Annotated in this window: 14 protein-coding genes and 2 tRNA genes; 12 read left to right on the top strand and 4 right to left on the bottom strand. The window is 53.8% G+C overall.

Translation table 11 applies throughout. The features are described from left to right. Positions 1 to 135 precede the first annotated feature (135 nt). Entirely contained in the window at positions 136 to 612 is a 477-nt protein-coding gene (gene greA / locus FHW76_RS24565) for a transcription elongation factor GreA (protein WP_008806639.1), read from the top strand. Between the two features lie 152 nt (positions 613 to 764). On the opposite strand, the gene yhbY is transcribed toward greA, so the two are convergent. Then, complete coding sequence (gene yhbY, locus FHW76_RS24570) at positions 765 to 1,058, bottom strand: ribosome assembly RNA-binding protein YhbY (RefSeq protein WP_002918374.1); 294 nt, start codon at positions 1,056 to 1,058, stop codon at positions 765 to 767. Positions 1,059 to 1,181: 123 nt separating this feature from the next. Between yhbY and rlmE the strand changes: the two genes are divergently transcribed. From rlmE to FHW76_RS24605, 7 genes are all read left to right on the top strand, one after another. Continuing rightward, positions 1,182 to 1,811, top strand: coding sequence for a 23S rRNA (uridine(2552)-2'-O)-methyltransferase RlmE (rlmE, locus tag FHW76_RS24575; protein WP_008806638.1), 630 nt, complete (start codon positions 1,182 to 1,184; stop codon positions 1,809 to 1,811). 99 nt (positions 1,812 to 1,910) lie between these two features. Next, complete coding sequence (ftsH, locus tag FHW76_RS24580; RefSeq protein WP_008806637.1) at positions 1,911 to 3,845, top strand: ATP-dependent zinc metalloprotease FtsH; 1,935 nt, start codon at positions 1,911 to 1,913, stop codon at positions 3,843 to 3,845. 98 nt (positions 3,846 to 3,943) lie between these two features. Continuing rightward, entirely contained in the window at positions 3,944 to 4,792 is an 849-nt protein-coding gene (gene folP / locus FHW76_RS24585; RefSeq protein ID WP_012540474.1) for a dihydropteroate synthase, read from the top strand. Continuing rightward, entirely contained in the window at positions 4,785 to 6,122 is a 1,338-nt protein-coding gene (gene glmM / locus FHW76_RS24590) for a phosphoglucosamine mutase (RefSeq protein WP_002918370.1), read from the top strand. Before folP ends, glmM begins: the two co-directional genes overlap by 8 nt. A gap of 229 nt (positions 6,123 to 6,351) precedes the next feature. Beyond that, complete coding sequence (gene secG, locus FHW76_RS24595) at positions 6,352 to 6,681, top strand: preprotein translocase subunit SecG (RefSeq protein ID WP_002918369.1); 330 nt, start codon at positions 6,352 to 6,354, stop codon at positions 6,679 to 6,681. Between the two features lie 9 nt (positions 6,682 to 6,690). After that, positions 6,691 to 6,777 (top strand) — tRNA-Leu (locus tag FHW76_RS24600). Positions 6,778 to 7,074: 297 nt separating this feature from the next. Next, positions 7,075 to 7,323 (top strand): hypothetical protein, encoded by a 249-nt coding sequence (locus FHW76_RS24605; RefSeq protein ID WP_165454103.1) that lies wholly within the window; start codon positions 7,075 to 7,077, stop codon positions 7,321 to 7,323. A 41-nt stretch (positions 7,324 to 7,364) separates the two neighbouring features. Here FHW76_RS24605 and FHW76_RS24610 read toward each other — a convergent pair whose 3' ends face one another. From FHW76_RS24610 to argG, 3 genes are all read right to left on the bottom strand, one after another. Then, positions 7,365 to 7,916 (bottom strand): YfaZ family outer membrane protein, encoded by a 552-nt coding sequence (locus FHW76_RS24610; protein ID WP_183477060.1) that lies wholly within the window; start codon positions 7,914 to 7,916, stop codon positions 7,365 to 7,367. A 349-nt stretch (positions 7,917 to 8,265) separates the two neighbouring features. Beyond that, positions 8,266 to 8,895 (bottom strand): winged helix-turn-helix transcriptional regulator, encoded by a 630-nt coding sequence (locus FHW76_RS24615; protein WP_012540476.1) that lies wholly within the window; start codon positions 8,893 to 8,895, stop codon positions 8,266 to 8,268. 171 nt (positions 8,896 to 9,066) lie between these two features. After that, complete coding sequence (gene argG, locus FHW76_RS24620; RefSeq protein ID WP_008806631.1) at positions 9,067 to 10,410, bottom strand: argininosuccinate synthase; 1,344 nt, start codon at positions 10,408 to 10,410, stop codon at positions 9,067 to 9,069. 307 nt (positions 10,411 to 10,717) lie between these two features. Here argG and FHW76_RS24625 point away from each other — a divergent pair. From FHW76_RS24625 to infB, 4 genes are all read left to right on the top strand, one after another. Further along, a tRNA-Met gene (locus FHW76_RS24625) sits at positions 10,718 to 10,794 on the top strand. A 208-nt stretch (positions 10,795 to 11,002) separates the two neighbouring features. After that, a complete protein-coding gene (rimP, locus tag FHW76_RS24630; protein WP_002918364.1) occupies positions 11,003 to 11,455 on the top strand; it encodes a ribosome maturation factor RimP in 453 nt (150 codons plus the stop codon). A 27-nt stretch (positions 11,456 to 11,482) separates the two neighbouring features. Then, complete coding sequence (nusA, locus tag FHW76_RS24635) at positions 11,483 to 12,970, top strand: transcription termination factor NusA (protein WP_008806630.1); 1,488 nt, start codon at positions 11,483 to 11,485, stop codon at positions 12,968 to 12,970. A 24-nt stretch (positions 12,971 to 12,994) separates the two neighbouring features. Further along, on the top strand, positions 12,995 to 15,685 hold the full coding sequence (gene infB, locus FHW76_RS24640) for a translation initiation factor IF-2 (protein ID WP_008806629.1): 2,691 nt from the start codon (positions 12,995 to 12,997) through the stop codon (positions 15,683 to 15,685). Positions 15,686 to 15,732 lie beyond the last annotated feature (47 nt).

Here is a 15,732-nt window from a genome sequence, read left to right on the forward strand (position 1 = left end):
CAAATGAAAAATTGCTGCTGACCTGGGGAGTGTTTCCCGGGTCGGTTTCTTTTTGCTCGTGTCCTGCCTGTGGGCAGGGCAGGTGGCGGGGCGGAGCTCTCCGTTCCCTGAAGGAATGATAAAGAGGTATAACAAATGCAAGCGATTCCGATGACCTTACGTGGCGCTGAGAAACTGCGCGAAGAACTGGATTATCTGAAGTCTGTGCGTCGTCCTGAAATCATTGCCGCTATTGCTGACGCTCGTGAACACGGCGATCTGAAAGAGAATGCTGAGTATCATGCTGCGCGTGAGCAGCAGGGCTTCTGCGAAGGGCGTATCAAAGATATTGAAGCGAAGCTGTCCAATGCCCAGGTGATCGATATCACCAAAATGCCGAACAATGGCCGGGTAATTTTTGGCTCAACCGTCAGCGTGCTCAACCTCGATACCGATGAGGAACAGACCTACCGCATCGTGGGTGATGATGAAGCTGATTTTAAGCAGAATCTGATCTCCGTGAACTCGCCGATCGCCCGTGGTCTGATCGGCAAAGAGCAGGATGACGTCGTGACTATCCGTACCCCGGGTGGTGAAGTGGAATACGAAATTACTAAGGTTGAATACCTGTAAGGCGTATTTCCCGCTACGATGTTTATAGATTGTAAAGAAAGGAAAAAGGCCGCATAGCGGCCTTTTATCAACGTCAGGAGCATGGCATTTTGCTCGCCTGGCCGCAGAAATCCCTCGTTTTACACAAAGTTGTGTCGAGATTCAGGATATTCTTAGCGTGGCAGCGAGATCTTACGCTCTGGCGTTGGGCGGTACAGAACCAGCGTTTTACCGATGACCTGTACGTTACAGGCGCCGGTTTCACGTACGATGGCTTCCACGATCAAGGCTTTAGTTTCGCGATCTTCTGAGGCGATCTTCACCTTGATGAGCTCATGGTGCCCTAACGCTTGTTCGATCTCGGCCAGTACCCCTTCGGTCAAACCATTATTGCCAAGCATAACTACCGGCTTGAGCGGATGTGCCAGACCTTTCAGGTGCTGTTTTTGTTTAGTACTCAGATTCATCGTGTTTTTTTGCTTACGTTGGGATTGAAAACGGGTCATTCTACCGCCATCTCCCATATATCGCCAAACTACCGCGTCGATTTTTACGCAGTAAAGTACGATGAACCCGAACGGGAATGTTAAATGACAGGTAAAAAGCGTTCTGCCAGCTCAAGCCGCTGGCTTCAGGAACACTTTAGCGATAAATATGTTCAACAGGCACAGAAAAAGGGGTTACGTTCCCGTGCCTGGTTTAAACTTGATGAAATACAGCAAAGTGACAAAATTTTTAAGCCGGGGATGACGATAGTCGATCTCGGTGCTGCTCCCGGTGGCTGGTCGCAGTATGCGGTCACGCAGATCGGCAACAGCGGCCGCATCATCGCTTGCGATCTTTTACCAATGGATCCAATCGTTGGTGTGGACTTCCTTCAGGGCGATTTTCGTGATGAATTAGTCCTGAAAGCGTTACTTGAGCGAGTGGGCGACAGTAAAGTCCAAGTTGTCATGTCCGATATGGCGCCGAATATGTGCGGAACACCGGCGGTGGATATTCCCCGGGCTATGTATCTGGTAGAACTGGCGCTTGAAATGTCTCGTGATGTATTAGCGCCAGGTGGTAGTTTTGTAGTGAAGGTGTTCCAGGGCGAAGGCTTCGATGAGTATCTTCGAGAAATTCGCTCCCTGTTTACGAAGGTCAAAGTTCGTAAACCGGACTCTTCCCGCGCTCGTTCGCGTGAAGTGTATATTGTAGCGACCGGGCGTAAACCATAACCGGCAGATTTCAAACGAAAGTTTGAAAGAAACTGGATATAGAGTATCCTGACGCTGTTTTTAACACAGTTGTAATAAGAGGTTAATCCCTTGAGTGACATGGCGAAAAACCTAATACTCTGGCTGGTCATTGCCGTTGTGCTGATGTCAGTATTCCAGAGCTTTGGGCCCAGCGAGTCGAATGGCCGCAAGGTGGATTATTCTACCTTCCTGCAAGAGGTCAATCAGGACCAGGTTCGCGAAGCGCGTATCAACGGACGTGAGATCAACGTTACCAAGAAAGATAGTAACCGTTACACGACTTACATTCCGGTTAACGATCCGAAGCTGCTCGATAACCTGTTGACTAAAAACGTCAAAGTTATTGGCGAACCACCAGAAGAGCCAAGCCTGCTGGCTTCCATCTTCATCTCCTGGTTCCCTATGCTGCTGTTGATCGGCGTCTGGATCTTCTTTATGCGGCAAATGCAGGGCGGTGGCGGGAAGGGCGCGATGTCCTTCGGCAAAAGCAAAGCCCGTATGCTGACGGAAGACCAGATCAAAACCACTTTTGCCGACGTTGCCGGGTGTGACGAAGCGAAAGAGGAAGTCGGTGAGCTGGTGGAATACCTGCGTGAGCCGAGCCGCTTCCAGAAACTGGGCGGTAAGATCCCGAAAGGCGTCCTGATGGTCGGCCCTCCGGGTACCGGTAAAACGCTGCTGGCGAAAGCGATCGCTGGCGAAGCAAAAGTACCGTTCTTCACAATTTCCGGTTCTGATTTCGTCGAAATGTTCGTCGGTGTCGGTGCATCTCGTGTGCGTGACATGTTCGAGCAGGCTAAGAAAGCAGCGCCTTGCATCATCTTCATCGATGAAATCGACGCCGTCGGCCGCCAGCGTGGCGCGGGCCTTGGCGGTGGTCACGATGAACGTGAGCAGACCCTGAACCAGATGCTGGTTGAAATGGACGGCTTCGAAGGTAACGAAGGTATTATCGTTATCGCGGCGACTAACCGTCCGGACGTTCTGGACCCCGCGCTGCTGCGTCCAGGCCGCTTCGACCGTCAGGTTGTCGTTGGTCTGCCGGATGTTCGCGGTCGTGAACAGATCCTGAAAGTGCATATGCGTCGCGTACCGCTGGCTCCGGATATCGACGCGGCGATCATTGCGCGCGGTACCCCTGGCTTCTCTGGTGCGGACCTGGCGAACTTGGTCAACGAAGCGGCGCTGTTTGCTGCTCGCGGCAACAAACGTGTTGTTTCGATGGTTGAGTTCGAAAAAGCGAAAGACAAAATCATGATGGGTGCGGAACGTCGCTCCATGGTGATGACGGAAGCGCAGAAAGAATCGACCGCTTACCACGAAGCAGGCCACGCCATTATCGGCCGTCTGGTTCCGGAACACGATCCGGTCCATAAAGTGACGATTATCCCGCGCGGTCGTGCGCTGGGTGTGACCTTCTTCCTGCCGGAAGGCGATGCGATCAGCGCCAGCCGTCAGAAACTGGAAAGTCAGATCTCCACCCTGTACGGCGGTCGTCTGGCGGAAGAGATTATCTACGGTCCGGAACATGTTTCTACCGGCGCGTCCAACGACATTAAAGTGGCGACGAACCTGGCGCGTAACATGGTGACCCAGTGGGGCTTCTCCGACAAACTCGGTCCGCTGCTGTATGCGGAAGAAGAAGGCGAAGTCTTCCTCGGCCGTAGCGTAGCGAAAGCGAAGCATATGTCCGATGAAACCGCGCGTATCATCGACCAGGAAGTGAAATCGCTGATCGAGCGTAACTACGGTCGTGCTCGCCAGCTGCTGAACGACAACATGGATATCCTGCACGCGATGAAAGATGCGCTCATGAAATATGAGACTATCGATGCGCCGCAGATTGACGACCTGATGGCTCGTCGCGATGTTCGTCCGCCGGCGGGTTGGGAAGAACCGGGTTCTTCGAATAACTCTGACAACAATGGCACGCCTCGTGCGCCGCGTCCGGTTGATGAACCGCGTACGCCGAACCCGGGCAACACCATGTCAGAGCAGCTGGGCGACAAGTAAGCTACCGCTGTTGATGTCTTGTTTTAACCTTAAAAACCCCGGGGCGCCCGCTCCGGGGTTTTTCTTTTTTTAACCTCTTCAGTCTCAGGGATTTTGTGATGAAACTTGTAGCCCAGGGCTCAACCCTCGATCTCTCTCATCCGCATGTGATGGGCATTCTTAATGTGACGCCCGACTCTTTCTCCGATGGCGGCGCTCACAACTCGCTGGTTGAGGCGGTGAAGCATGCCAATCTGATGATTAACGCAGGGGCGACCATCATTGATATCGGCGGTGAATCCACGCGGCCAGGAGCGGCTGAGGTGAGCGTAGAAGAGGAACTCGCGCGGGTGATCCCGGTTGTCGAAGCGATCGCTCAGCGCTTTGAAGTGTGGATCTCGGTGGATACGTCCAAACCGGAGGTTATCCGCGAATCGGCCCGGGCCGGGGCGCATATCATTAACGATATTCGTTCGCTGACCGAACCTGGCGCGCTGCAGGCCGCTGCGGAAACCGGGCTGCCGGTGTGTCTGATGCATATGCAGGGTCAGCCGAAAACCATGCAGGAGGCGCCGAAATATGAGGATGTCTTCGCCGATGTCGAGCGCTTTTTTGCAGAACATATTGTGCGCTGCGAGCAGGCGGGGATCGCAAAAGAAAAATTGCTGCTCGACCCGGGATTCGGTTTCGGTAAAAATCTCTCCCACAATTATCAGCTGCTGGCCAGACTGGGTGAATTTCACCACTTTGGGCTGCCTTTGTTGGTTGGTATGTCGCGGAAGTCGATGGTAGGTCAGTTGCTGAACGTCGGGCCGTCAGAACGGCTGAACGGCAGCCTGGCGTGTGCCGTCATTGCAGCAATGCAGGGCGCGCAGATAATCCGCGTCCATGATGTCAAAGAAACGGTAGAAGCGCTGCGCGTGGTGGAAGCCACCCTCGCCGCTAAGGGAAAAAAACGTTATGAGTAACCGCAAGTATTTTGGCACCGATGGTATTCGTGGCCGCGTCGGCGATGCGCCGATCACTCCGGAATTTGTGCTTAAGCTGGGCTGGGCGGCGGGGAAAGTGTTAGCGCGCCACGGCTCGCGTAAAATTATCATCGGCAAGGATACCCGTATTTCGGGCTATATGCTGGAGTCCGCGCTGGAAGCTGGGCTGGCGGCCGCGGGGCTCTCTGCGTCGTTCACCGGGCCAATGCCGACACCGGCCATCGCCTACCTGACGCGCGCATTCCGCGCCGAGGCGGGGATCGTTATTTCAGCTTCGCATAACCCTTTCTACGACAACGGTATTAAATTCTTCTCCATTGAGGGCACCAAGCTGCCGGATGATGTGGAAGAGGCGATTGAAGCCGAAATGGAGAAAGAACTCACCTGCGTGGATTCGGCAGAGCTGGGCAAAGCCAGCCGTATCGTTGATGCCGCCGGGCGCTACATTGAATTTTGTAAAGGCACCTTTCCCAACGAACTGAGCCTCGGCACGCTGAAAGTGGTGGTGGATTGCGCGCACGGTGCGACCTATCACATTGCCCCCAATGTCTTCCGCGAGCTGGGCGCCCAGGTTATCGCGATGGGCTGCGAGCCTGATGGCCTCAACATCAACGAAGAGGTCGGCGCCACCGACGTGCGTGCGCTGCAGGCGCGCGTGCTGGCGGAGAAAGCCGATCTGGGTATTGCCTACGACGGCGATGGCGATCGGGTGATCATGGTTGACCATGAAGGCAATAAAGTCGATGGCGACCAGATCCTCTACATCATCGCCCGGGAAGGGCTGCGTCAGGGGCAGCTGCGCGGCGGCGCCGTGGGTACCCTGATGAGTAATATGGGACTGGAGCTGGCGCTCAAGCAGTTAGGCATCCCGTTTGCCCGCGCGAAGGTCGGTGACCGTTATGTACTGGAGATGCTGCAGGAAAAAGGCTGGCGCATTGGTGCGGAAAACTCAGGCCACGTGATCCTGCTGGATAAAACCACCACCGGTGATGGCATCGTCGCCAGTCTGCAGGTGGTCGCGGCGATGGTACGTAACCATATGAGTCTGCATGACCTTTGCAGTGGCATGAAGATGTTCCCTCAGTTACTGGTGAATGTGCGTTTTACCGAAGGCAGCGGTAACCCACTGGAGAACGAGCATGTCAAAGCGGTGACCGCAGAAGTGGAAGCAGCGTTAGGGAAACGCGGCCGTGTCCTGCTGCGTAAATCCGGAACGGAGCCGCTGATCCGCGTCATGGTAGAAGGCGAGCATGAAGATCAGGTGCACGAGTTTGCGCATCGCATCGCCGAAGCGGTAAAAAGCGTCTAAGCTTGCCGGCTAAGTGGTTAAAAAGGCGGCGCTTGCCGCCTTTTTTATGATAGAAAACCGACTTTTTGCTGTTTTTTTCTGCAGTTGATACAATGTGTCGAAATTGCCCTTGCGAAGGTCATTCGCTTTGGTTAGTATTCACACCCGCTTCAGTGGGAAACGTTAAAACGTCCCGCTTTATTGGTCGAAGCACTTGGTATGCGGCAAATCCGCAAGGAACAGGTTGATTATGTACGAAGCTCTTTTGGTTGTTTTCCTTATTGTAGCGATTGGCCTTGTTGGTCTGGTTATGCTGCAGCAAGGTAAAGGCGCTGATATGGGAGCCTCCTTCGGTGCAGGCGCTTCCGGCACACTGTTTGGGTCCAGCGGTTCTGGCAACTTCATGACCCGTATGACCGGCATCCTGGCTGCGCTGTTCTTCATCATCAGTCTGGCGCTGGGTAATATCAACAGCAACAAGACCAGTAAAGGAAGTGAGTGGGATAACCTGAGCGCACCGAAAACGGAGCAAACTCAGCCAACTGCGCCGGCTCAGCCGACCAGCGACATCCCGCACTAAGTATTCTGTACCGAGGTGGTGGAATTGGTAGACACGCTACCTTGAGGTGGTAGTGCCCTAACGGGCTTGTGGGTTCGAGTCCCATCCTCGGTACCAATATTCCAGAAAAAAGACGCTGAAAAGCGTCTTTTTTTGTTTTTGTCCCCTCCGGCCATTTAATTATAAACATCTCTTTGCTGGTTCCCTTCTTTTACTGTCGTTAAAGTCGCCTCGTCAAATTAACAGAGGTGAAGTGACATAATGAACAAGATCGGGTTGCTTGTCGTCGCCGGTGTGCTCGGTTTAGCAGGGTGCAGTTCAACATCACCCTCCCAAACGGTGGAGACGATTAATGCGCTAACGGTACCGGTATCGCACAGTGAGCCTGGGGCTACAGCGAATAATGCCCAGGCGGTGACGCGCTATTTCCAGGACAATACGGCACTGATTGGTCGCCTTAACCATTCGTTGAAAAGTCATTATTTGCAGGATGTGGAGCGCCGCGATGTGTTTGACAGACATAGTGAGGCGTACCAGGTGTATGGCGCCCTGACCCGCCTGGAGCAGATGGCGTCCATGAATGATGTTTACCGTAAAGAGAATAATGTTGCCGGTCTGCAGGAGATTAACCGCGTGCTGAAAAGCGTGCCGTTGGCCAGCTGAGAGAAGACAGGGACTGCCGGACAGCAATCCCTGTGTAAGGATTAAAAGCGGAAGTTAACCCCGGCATAGGCCCCGTCGGCAAGGGTGTTGTCGCGATTGCCATCTTTCCCCGCCATATCGATATAACGATAGCCTGCTTCGATATTCAGAGACGGGAGTACGTTAATACGTAATCCGGCATTGGCCTCCACATAATCATCGACGCCGCTGGACATTGAGTCCGGCGAGTAATACCCCTCACCGAAGAGCGTGAAGTACTGGCCGAGGGGCAGCTCCGCGCCGCCGCCAGCGGCGATGGCGTAGCCTTCATTACCATCTTTGGGATTCAGATAGACGCCTTTACCGCCCAGCGTCATCAGAAAAGGTCCAAGGTTAAAGTTGTAGCCCATTCCCAGCCCTACGCTGTCCCCGTCATTGTCGCTGTGAGCCCACTGGGTATTGAACGTCATACCCGGTTCCCCGGCGCCAAAGCTGGCGGACAGATTGGTGAACTCGGCTCCGGCTTCACCATGCAGGTTAACGGATGCGCAGACGGCGCTGCTGGCCTCCATGGCGATCATCACGGCAACCAATTTTGGAGTAATCGACTTCATTGTTGAATTCCTTCAGATAAAAAAAAGCCCGATACGGGCGTTCGGGCAAAATTAACGGGTTCTTGGATCTCATCGTTATGGTCGCTGCAGACGGCAGGCGAGGGGGTCAACTCCCGCTACCGCTGCTCACGCCTGGCCGATTTCCGGGGCATATCCTGAGCCGGTGCAGGCCCGGCGGTTAACGCCGTGAGTGGTTGCCTGCTGGTCGAGCCCAGGGACATGTTGTCCGCCGGTAAATTCAGGTGCTCAGCATAAAATTTTTCTTTTTTTACCGTTAGCGTTTATTAATTTAAATTTAAACATTTTCAACATTGAGGCGAGTAACAACAAATAAAGGTGACTGACGCGGTCAAAATTTTTCAGGAAGTGAGGTGATGCTTTGCAAATAACCGCCGCGGGCGAAAGCAATATAACCGCCTTTCTTTAATGCTGACAAGACATTGAGAATACTGCTGCGCGACAGGTGGGTCCTGTCCTGAATATATTCAAGAATAGACACGCGCAGTCGGGTCTCTGCGGTTAATAGCATCATTTCCAGCAGATGGTTACGGATCACTGAATAGGTTCGCTGTTGCAGGACCAGATCGTCACGATATACCAGGTAAGAAGTATGATAGGCCAGCAGGCTGGTCACCTCCTCCCACAGGTTATGCTGACGAAAGAGCGCGGAAGCCAGGTCATAGTCGATGCGTAGCAGTTCGGAAGAGACTTCCGCTCGCAGGCTATGGCTGCGGCTGGGCTGTAGCATTTCCGCCACGCCGAAAAGGTGGGGCTCATAGACGGTCACCATCAATAGCTTGTCGGAATTCCGAATAATCGATAGCTCGCCTTTTTTAAAAATAAAGAGCTGGGTTTTGCCTTTATATTCCCAGGTGAGTCTTTTTCTGGCGATCGCGTTAACGGGCGTCGCGTGTGGCTCAAGCACATCGATCAGTCGGTCAATGGCCTTTTGCGGCCTGATCGGCGGTTTAATATTCATGATGTTTATCACCAGATATGAATTAATCAATTGAGGCTATTATAGTCAACAATTTTGCTGACCGGGCGATAAGGAAAAAATGCCTCTTTTCAATTTTTCTGGCGCTGACAGGGAACAAAAAATAAAAAGCCGGCGGAGGGCCGCCGGCGGGGAGCAAACATCGTCAGGCGATTATTTGCCTTTGTTTTCCAGATTCTCAACCTGCGGTAAACCGGTTGCCGAGGAGGCGCTCAGCAGGCCTGACTGGGCATAGCCGAACAGCTTCTCGCGGGTATCGGTAATATCCAGATTACGCATGGTCAGCTGACCGATACGGTCTTCGGCGGTAAACATGGAATCGCCTTTTTCCATGGTCAGACGCTCTGCTTTATAGGTCAGGTTGTCTGAAACGGTATTGAGGATCGAGTAGTCGTTACCGCGACGCAGCTCAAGGGTAACTTCTCCAGTGATCTGGCTCGCGACCCAGCGTTGCAGAGAATCACGCAGCATCAGCGCCTGGGAATCGAACCAGCGTCCCTGATACAGCAGGCGGCCCAACTGACGACCGTGGGCGTGGTATTGCTCGATTGTGTCTTCGTTATGGATACCGGTCAGCAGACGCTCGTAGGCGATATGCAGCAGCGCCATCCCGGGGGCTTCATAAATACCGCGGCTTTTCGCTTCGATAATGCGGTTTTCAATCTGATCGCTCATCCCCAGACCGTGGCGGCCGCCGATGCGGTTGGCTTCCAGCATCATCTCGACGTCGTCAGCGAAGGTTTTGCCATTCAGCGCCACCGGATGGCCTTGCTCAAAGCGTACGGTTACCTCTTCCGCTGGGATCTTCACGTTTTCGTCCCAGAACTTCACGCCCATAATCGGGTTGACGATTTTCACGCTGGAATTGAGGAATTCGAGGTCTTTCGCTTCGTGCGTCGCGCCGAGCATGTTGGAGTCAGTGGAATAGGCTTTTTCAACCGACATCTTGTAGTCAAAGCCGCAGGCGATCATAAATTCGGACATTTCGTGCCGGCCGCCGAGCTCATCGATGAAATCACTGTCCAGCCACGGCTTGTAAATCTGCAGTTCAGCATTGGTCAGCAGGCCGTAACGATAGAAACGTTCGATATCGTTGCCTTTATAGGTGCTGCCATCGCCCCAGATGTTGACGCCATCTTCTTTCATTGCCGCCACCAGCATGGTGCCGGTGACCGCGCGGCCCAGCGGCGTGGTGTTGAAGTAGGTCAACCCACCGGTGGTGTTATGGAAAGCGCCACACTGAATCGCCGCGATCCCTTCTGCGACCAGCTGTTTGCGGCAGTCGATCAGACGGGCACCTTCAGCGCCATACTCTTTCGCGCGGCGCGGAATAGCATCGTAGTCGTCTTCGTCCGGTTGACCCAGGTTAGCGGTATATGCATAAGGCACGGCGCCTTTTTTGCGCATCCATAACAGCGCGGCGCTGGTATCCAGTCCACCAGAGAAAGCGATACCAATACGTTGACCAACCGGGAGATGCTTGAGAATCGTCGTCATAAAATAAAACCCTGCTCGATAGACTGTGGTGAGTTCGACTCAACAACCTTAACTGCATTTTTATGCATTAATTGTGAGTATTCATTTAACCATCTTTTACTGGCGACAGGAAGGGCTTCATCATCTTTTTGCTAAAAAAGCCTGAAATACCAGCACAAACGGCAATCGGGGGCGATAAAAAGCATGTTGACAAAATATACTAATTGCCGATACAATTCACCCCGATTTTATGTCCCGTCTTCGGTACCAAATCCCAGCAGTATTTGCGTCTTTTGCTCAATAAGAGTAAAATATGCCACGTTTCAGGCGCGGGGTGGAGCAGCCTGGTAGCTCGTCGGGCTCATAACCCGAAGGTCGTCGGTTCAAATCCGGCCCCCGCAACCACTTTCCCATTAAGTACTTTTTCAAATATACTGTGAGGACTAAGTGTCCTTCGTAGCCGAATTTGAAAGAATTCTTGCGGAAGGTGTTCCAGATCGCCATGGCGATCTCAGGGTTCAGTTATCTAAAGCCCCGATTTATCGGGGTTTTTTGTTATCTGACTTCAGAATAACTGGGCTATACGCCCTTTTTTTATGTCTTGGGGGTGGGTTTGTCCACATTAGAGCAAAAATTGACAGAGATGCTCACAGCGCCGGTTGAAGCGCTTGGCTTTGAGCTGGTCGGCATCGAATTTATTCGCGGTCGCACATCCACACTGCGCATCTATATTGATAGTGAAGATGGCATCAACGTTGATGATTGTGCTGATGTGAGCCACCAGGTAAGCGCCGTCATGGATGTTGAAGACCCGATCACTGTCGCTTACAACCTGGAAGTCTCTTCGCCTGGTCTCGACCGTCCGATGTTCACCGCCGAACACTACCAACGTTTCACTGGCGAAGAAGTTGCGCTGGTGCTGCGCATGGCGGTTCAGAACCGTCGCAAATGGCAGGGCATTATCAAAGCGGTAGACGGTGAAATGATCACGGTAACCGTCGAAGGCAAAGATGAAGTGTTCGCGCTGAGTAACATCCAGAAGGCGAACCTGGTTCCCCACTTTTAACAGTCTGGATTGAGGTGAAAGGCCCCGATGAACAAAGAAATTTTGGCTGTTGTTGAAGCCGTTTCCAACGAAAAAGCGCTGCCGCGCGAGAAAATTTTCGAAGCGCTGGAAAGCGCGCTGGCAACGGCCACCAAGAAAAAATACGAACAAGAGATCGACGTTCGCGTAGAAATCGACCGTAAGAGCGGCGATTTCGACACCTTCCGTCGCTGGCTGGTTGTTGAAGAGGTGACTCAGCCGACGCGCGAGATCACGCTGGAAGCAGCGCGTTACGAAGATGAAAGCATGAACGTCGGCGACTATGTCGAAGATCAGATTGAATCTGTTACCTTCGACCGTATCACCACGCAGACCGCTAAACAGGTTATCGTGCAGAAAGTCCGCGAAGCCGAGCGCGCGATGGTGGTCGATCAGTTCCGCGAGCACGAAGGTGAGATCATCACCGGCGTGGTGAAAAAAGTGAACCGCGACAACATCACCCTGGATCTGGGCAACAACGCTGAAGCCGTGATCCTGCGTGAAGATATGCTGCCGCGTGAAAACTTCCGTCCGGGCGACCGCATCCGCGGCGTACTGTACGCTGTCCGTCCGGAAGCGCGTGGCGCCCAGCTGTTCGTGACCCGTTCCAAACCTGAGATGCTGATCGAATTGTTCCGCATTGAAGTGCCGGAAATCGGTGAAGAAGTGCTGGAGATCAAAGCGGCGGCTCGCGATCCGGGCTCTCGTGCCAAAATCGCGGTGAAAACCAACGACAAGCGCATCGACCCGGTTGGCGCTTGCGTCGGTATGCGCGGTGCGCGCGTGCAGGCCGTCTCTACTGAGCTGGGCGGCGAACGCATCGATATCGTCCTGTGGGATGATAACCCGGCGCAGTTCGTGATCAACGCCATGGCGCCGGCAGACGTCGCGTCTATCGTGGTGGATGAAGATAAACACACCATGGATATCGCGGTAGAAGCGGGCAACCTGGCGCAGGCGATTGGCCGTAACGGTCAGAACGTTCGTCTGGCTTCGCAGCTCAGCGGCTGGGAACTCAACGTGATGACCGTTGACGACCTGCAGGCTAAGCACCAGGCGGAAGCGCATGCCGCTATCGATACCTTCACCAAATATCTCGATATTGATGAAGATTTCGCGACAGTGCTGGTTGAAGAAGGCTTCTCCTCGCTGGAAGAGCTGGCCTATGTGCCGATGAAAGAACTGCTGGAAATCGACGGTCTGGATGAAGCCACCGTTGAAGCACTTCGTGAGCGTGCGAAAAACGCACTGACTACGCTGGCGCTGGCTCAGGAAGAAAGCCTGGGAGATAACAAACCTGCCGATGATCTGTTGAATCTGGAAGGTCTGGATCGTGCCTTGGCATTCAAACTGGCTGCCCGTGGTGTTTGTACGCTGGAAGATCTCGCCGAGCAGGGCGTTGATGACCTGGCTGATATCGAAGGGATGACCGACGAGAAAGCTGGCGAGCTCATCATGGCCGCTCGCAACATTTGTTGGTTCGGCGACGAAGCGTAATAAACTGTAGCAGGAAGGAACAGCATGACAGATGTGACTATTAAAGCGCTGGCCTCAGAGATTCAGACCTCTGTGGATCGCCTGATACAGCAATTTGCTGACGCAGGCATCCGCAAATCGGCTGATGATTCTGTGACCGCGCAAGAGAAACAAACTTTGTTGACGCACCTGAACCGTGAACACGGCTCGGCGCCCGACAAGCTGACGTTGCAGCGTAAAACCCGCAGCACGTTGAATATTCCAGGTACCGGTGGAAAGAGTAAATCGGTACAAATCGAAGTCCGCAAGAAACGCACCTTTGTGAAACGCGATCCGCAAGAGGCTGAACGTCTGGCCGCGGAAGAGCAGGCGCAGCGTGAAGCGGAAGAGCAGGCCCGTCGTGAAGCTGAAGAAGCAGCGAAACGCGAGGCGCAATTAAAAGCTGAACGTGAGGCCGCAGAACAAGCTAAACGTGAAGTCGCTGATAAAGCGAAACGTGAAGCTGCGGAAAAAGACAAAGTGAGCAATCAACATACCGACGAAATGACCAAAACCGCCCAGGCTGAAAAGATCCGCCGTGAGAACGAAGCCGCGGAACTGAAGCGCAAATCGGAAGAAGAAGCACGCCGCAAACTTGAAGAAGAAGCGCGCCGTGTAGCGGAAGAAGCACGCCGTATGGCAGAAGAAAACGAAAAAAATTGGTCTGAAACCTCAGACAGCCCGGAAGATAGCAGCGACTATCACGTCACTACGTCACAGCATGCTCGTCAGGCTGAAGATGATAACGATCGTGAAGTTGAAGGCGGTCGCGGCCGTAGCCGTAGCAGCAAAGCGGCGCGTCCGGCGAAGAAAGGCAACAAACACGCTGAATCCAAAGCTGATCGTGAAGAAGCCCGTGCGGCCGTTCGCGGCGGTAAAGGCGGTAAGCACCGTAAAGGTTCCGCTCTGCAGCAGGGCTTCCAGAAGCCGGCGCAGGCCGTTAACCGTGACGTTATCATCGGCGAAACCATCACCGTTGGTGAACTGGCTAACAAGATGGCGGTGAAAGGTTCTCAGGTCATCAAAGCGATGATGAAACTGGGCGCCATGGCGACCATTAACCAGGTCATCGACCAGGAAACCGCGCAGCTGGTTGCCGAAGAGATGGGCCACAAAGTTATCCTGCGTCGTGAAAACGAACTGGAAGAAGCGGTAATGAGCGACCGTGACACCGGCGCTGCGGCTGAACCGCGCGCACCGGTCGTGACCATCATGGGTCACGTTGACCACGGTAAAACCTCGCTGCTGGACTATATTCGTTCTACTAAGGTTGCCTCCGGCGAAGCGGGTGGTATTACCCAGCACATCGGTGCTTACCACGTAGAAACCGACAACGGCATGATCACCTTCCTGGACACCCCGGGCCACGCCGCGTTTACCTCCATGCGTGCTCGTGGTGCGCAGGCGACGGATATCGTGGTTCTGGTGGTGGCGGCAGACGACGGCGTGATGCCGCAGACCATCGAAGCTATCCAGCACGCTAAAGCGGCGCAGGTACCGGTGGTGGTTGCGGTGAACAAAATCGATAAGCCAGAAGCTGATCCGGATCGCGTGAAGAATGAACTGTCCCAGTACGGCATCCTGCCGGAAGAGTGGGGCGGCGAGAGCCAGTTCGTCCACGTTTCCGCGAAAGCCGGTACCGGCATCGACGACCTGCTGGACGCGATTCTGCTGCAGGCTGAAGTTCTCGAACTGAAAGCTGTACGTAACGGTATGGCGAGCGGCGCGGTCATCGAGTCCTTCCTCGATAAAGGTCGTGGCCCGGTGGCTACCGTTCTGGTTCGCGAAGGTACTCTGCATAAGGGCGATATTGTCCTGTGTGGCTTTGAATATGGCCGCGTGCGTGCGATGCGTGACGAACTGGGTCGCGAAGTGCTGGAAGCGGGTCCGTCCATTCCGGTGGAAATCCTCGGTCTGTCCGGTGTGCCGGCTGCGGGTGATGAAGTGACTGTGGTTCGTGACGAGAAAAAAGCGCGTGAAGTGGCACTGTATCGTCAGGGCAAATTCCGTGAAGTTAAGCTCGCGCGTCAGCAGAAATCTAAGCTGGAAAACATGTTCGCTAACATGACCGAAGGCGAAGTTCACGAAGTGAACATCGTGCTGAAAGCGGACGTACAGGGTTCTGTCGAAGCGATTTCCGATTCCTTACTGAAACTGTCTACCGACGAAGTGAAAGTGAAGATCATCGGTTCCGGCGTAGGTGGTATCACCGAAACCGACGCGACCCTGGCAGCAGCATCCAACGCGATTCTGGTTGGCTTCAACGTTCGTGCCGATGCCTCTGCGCGTAAAGTTATCGAAGCGGAAAGCCTGGATCTGCGTTATTACTCCGTCATCTATAACCTGATCGACGAAGTGAAAGCGGCGATGAGCGGCATGCTGTCTCCGGAACTGAAACAGCAGATCATCGGTCTGGCTGAAGTGCGTGATGTGTTCAAATCGCCGAAATTCGGCGCCATCGCGGGCTGTATGGTTACCGAAGGGACGATCAAACGTCACAACCCAATCCGCGTCCTGCGCGACAACGTGGTTATCTATGAAGGCGAGCTGGAATCCCTGCGCCGCTTCAAAGATGACGTTAACGAAGTCCGTAACGGCATGGAATGTGGTATCGGTGTGAAGAACTACAACGACGTTCGCGTTGGCGATATGATCGAAGTGTTCGAAATCATCGAAATCCAGCGTAGCATCGATTAATCATTTGATGGCTAAGCAGCCGGGGAAGCGAAGCGCCACCCGGCAAT

Origin of the sequence: Klebsiella sp. RC2, from assembly GCF_014192815.1 — a bacterium.
Taxonomy (GTDB): domain Bacteria; phylum Pseudomonadota; class Gammaproteobacteria; order Enterobacterales; family Enterobacteriaceae; genus Klebsiella; species Klebsiella variicola.

Coding starts and splice junctions, on each gene's coding strand:
- greA (WP_008806639.1), top strand. CDS start 136: ATGCAAGCGATTCCGATGACCTTACGTGGCGCTGAGAAACTGCGCGAA.
- infB (WP_008806629.1), top strand. CDS start 12,995: ATGACAGATGTGACTATTAAAGCGCTGGCCTCAGAGATTCAGACCTCT.
- secG (WP_002918369.1), top strand. CDS start 6,352: ATGTACGAAGCTCTTTTGGTTGTTTTCCTTATTGTAGCGATTGGCCTT.
- argG (WP_008806631.1), bottom strand. CDS start 10,410: ATGACGACGATTCTCAAGCATCTCCCGGTTGGTCAACGTATTGGTATC.
- FHW76_RS24615 (WP_012540476.1), bottom strand. CDS start 8,895: ATGAATATTAAACCGCCGATCAGGCCGCAAAAGGCCATTGACCGACTG.
- FHW76_RS24610 (WP_183477060.1), bottom strand. CDS start 7,916: ATGAAGTCGATTACTCCAAAATTGGTTGCCGTGATGATCGCCATGGAG.
- rlmE (WP_008806638.1), top strand. CDS start 1,182: ATGACAGGTAAAAAGCGTTCTGCCAGCTCAAGCCGCTGGCTTCAGGAA.
- glmM (WP_002918370.1), top strand. CDS start 4,785: ATGAGTAACCGCAAGTATTTTGGCACCGATGGTATTCGTGGCCGCGTC.
- folP (WP_012540474.1), top strand. CDS start 3,944: ATGAAACTTGTAGCCCAGGGCTCAACCCTCGATCTCTCTCATCCGCAT.
- ftsH (WP_008806637.1), top strand. CDS start 1,911: ATGGCGAAAAACCTAATACTCTGGCTGGTCATTGCCGTTGTGCTGATG.
- nusA (WP_008806630.1), top strand. CDS start 11,483: ATGAACAAAGAAATTTTGGCTGTTGTTGAAGCCGTTTCCAACGAAAAA.
- yhbY (WP_002918374.1), bottom strand. CDS start 1,058: ATGAATCTGAGTACTAAACAAAAACAGCACCTGAAAGGTCTGGCACAT.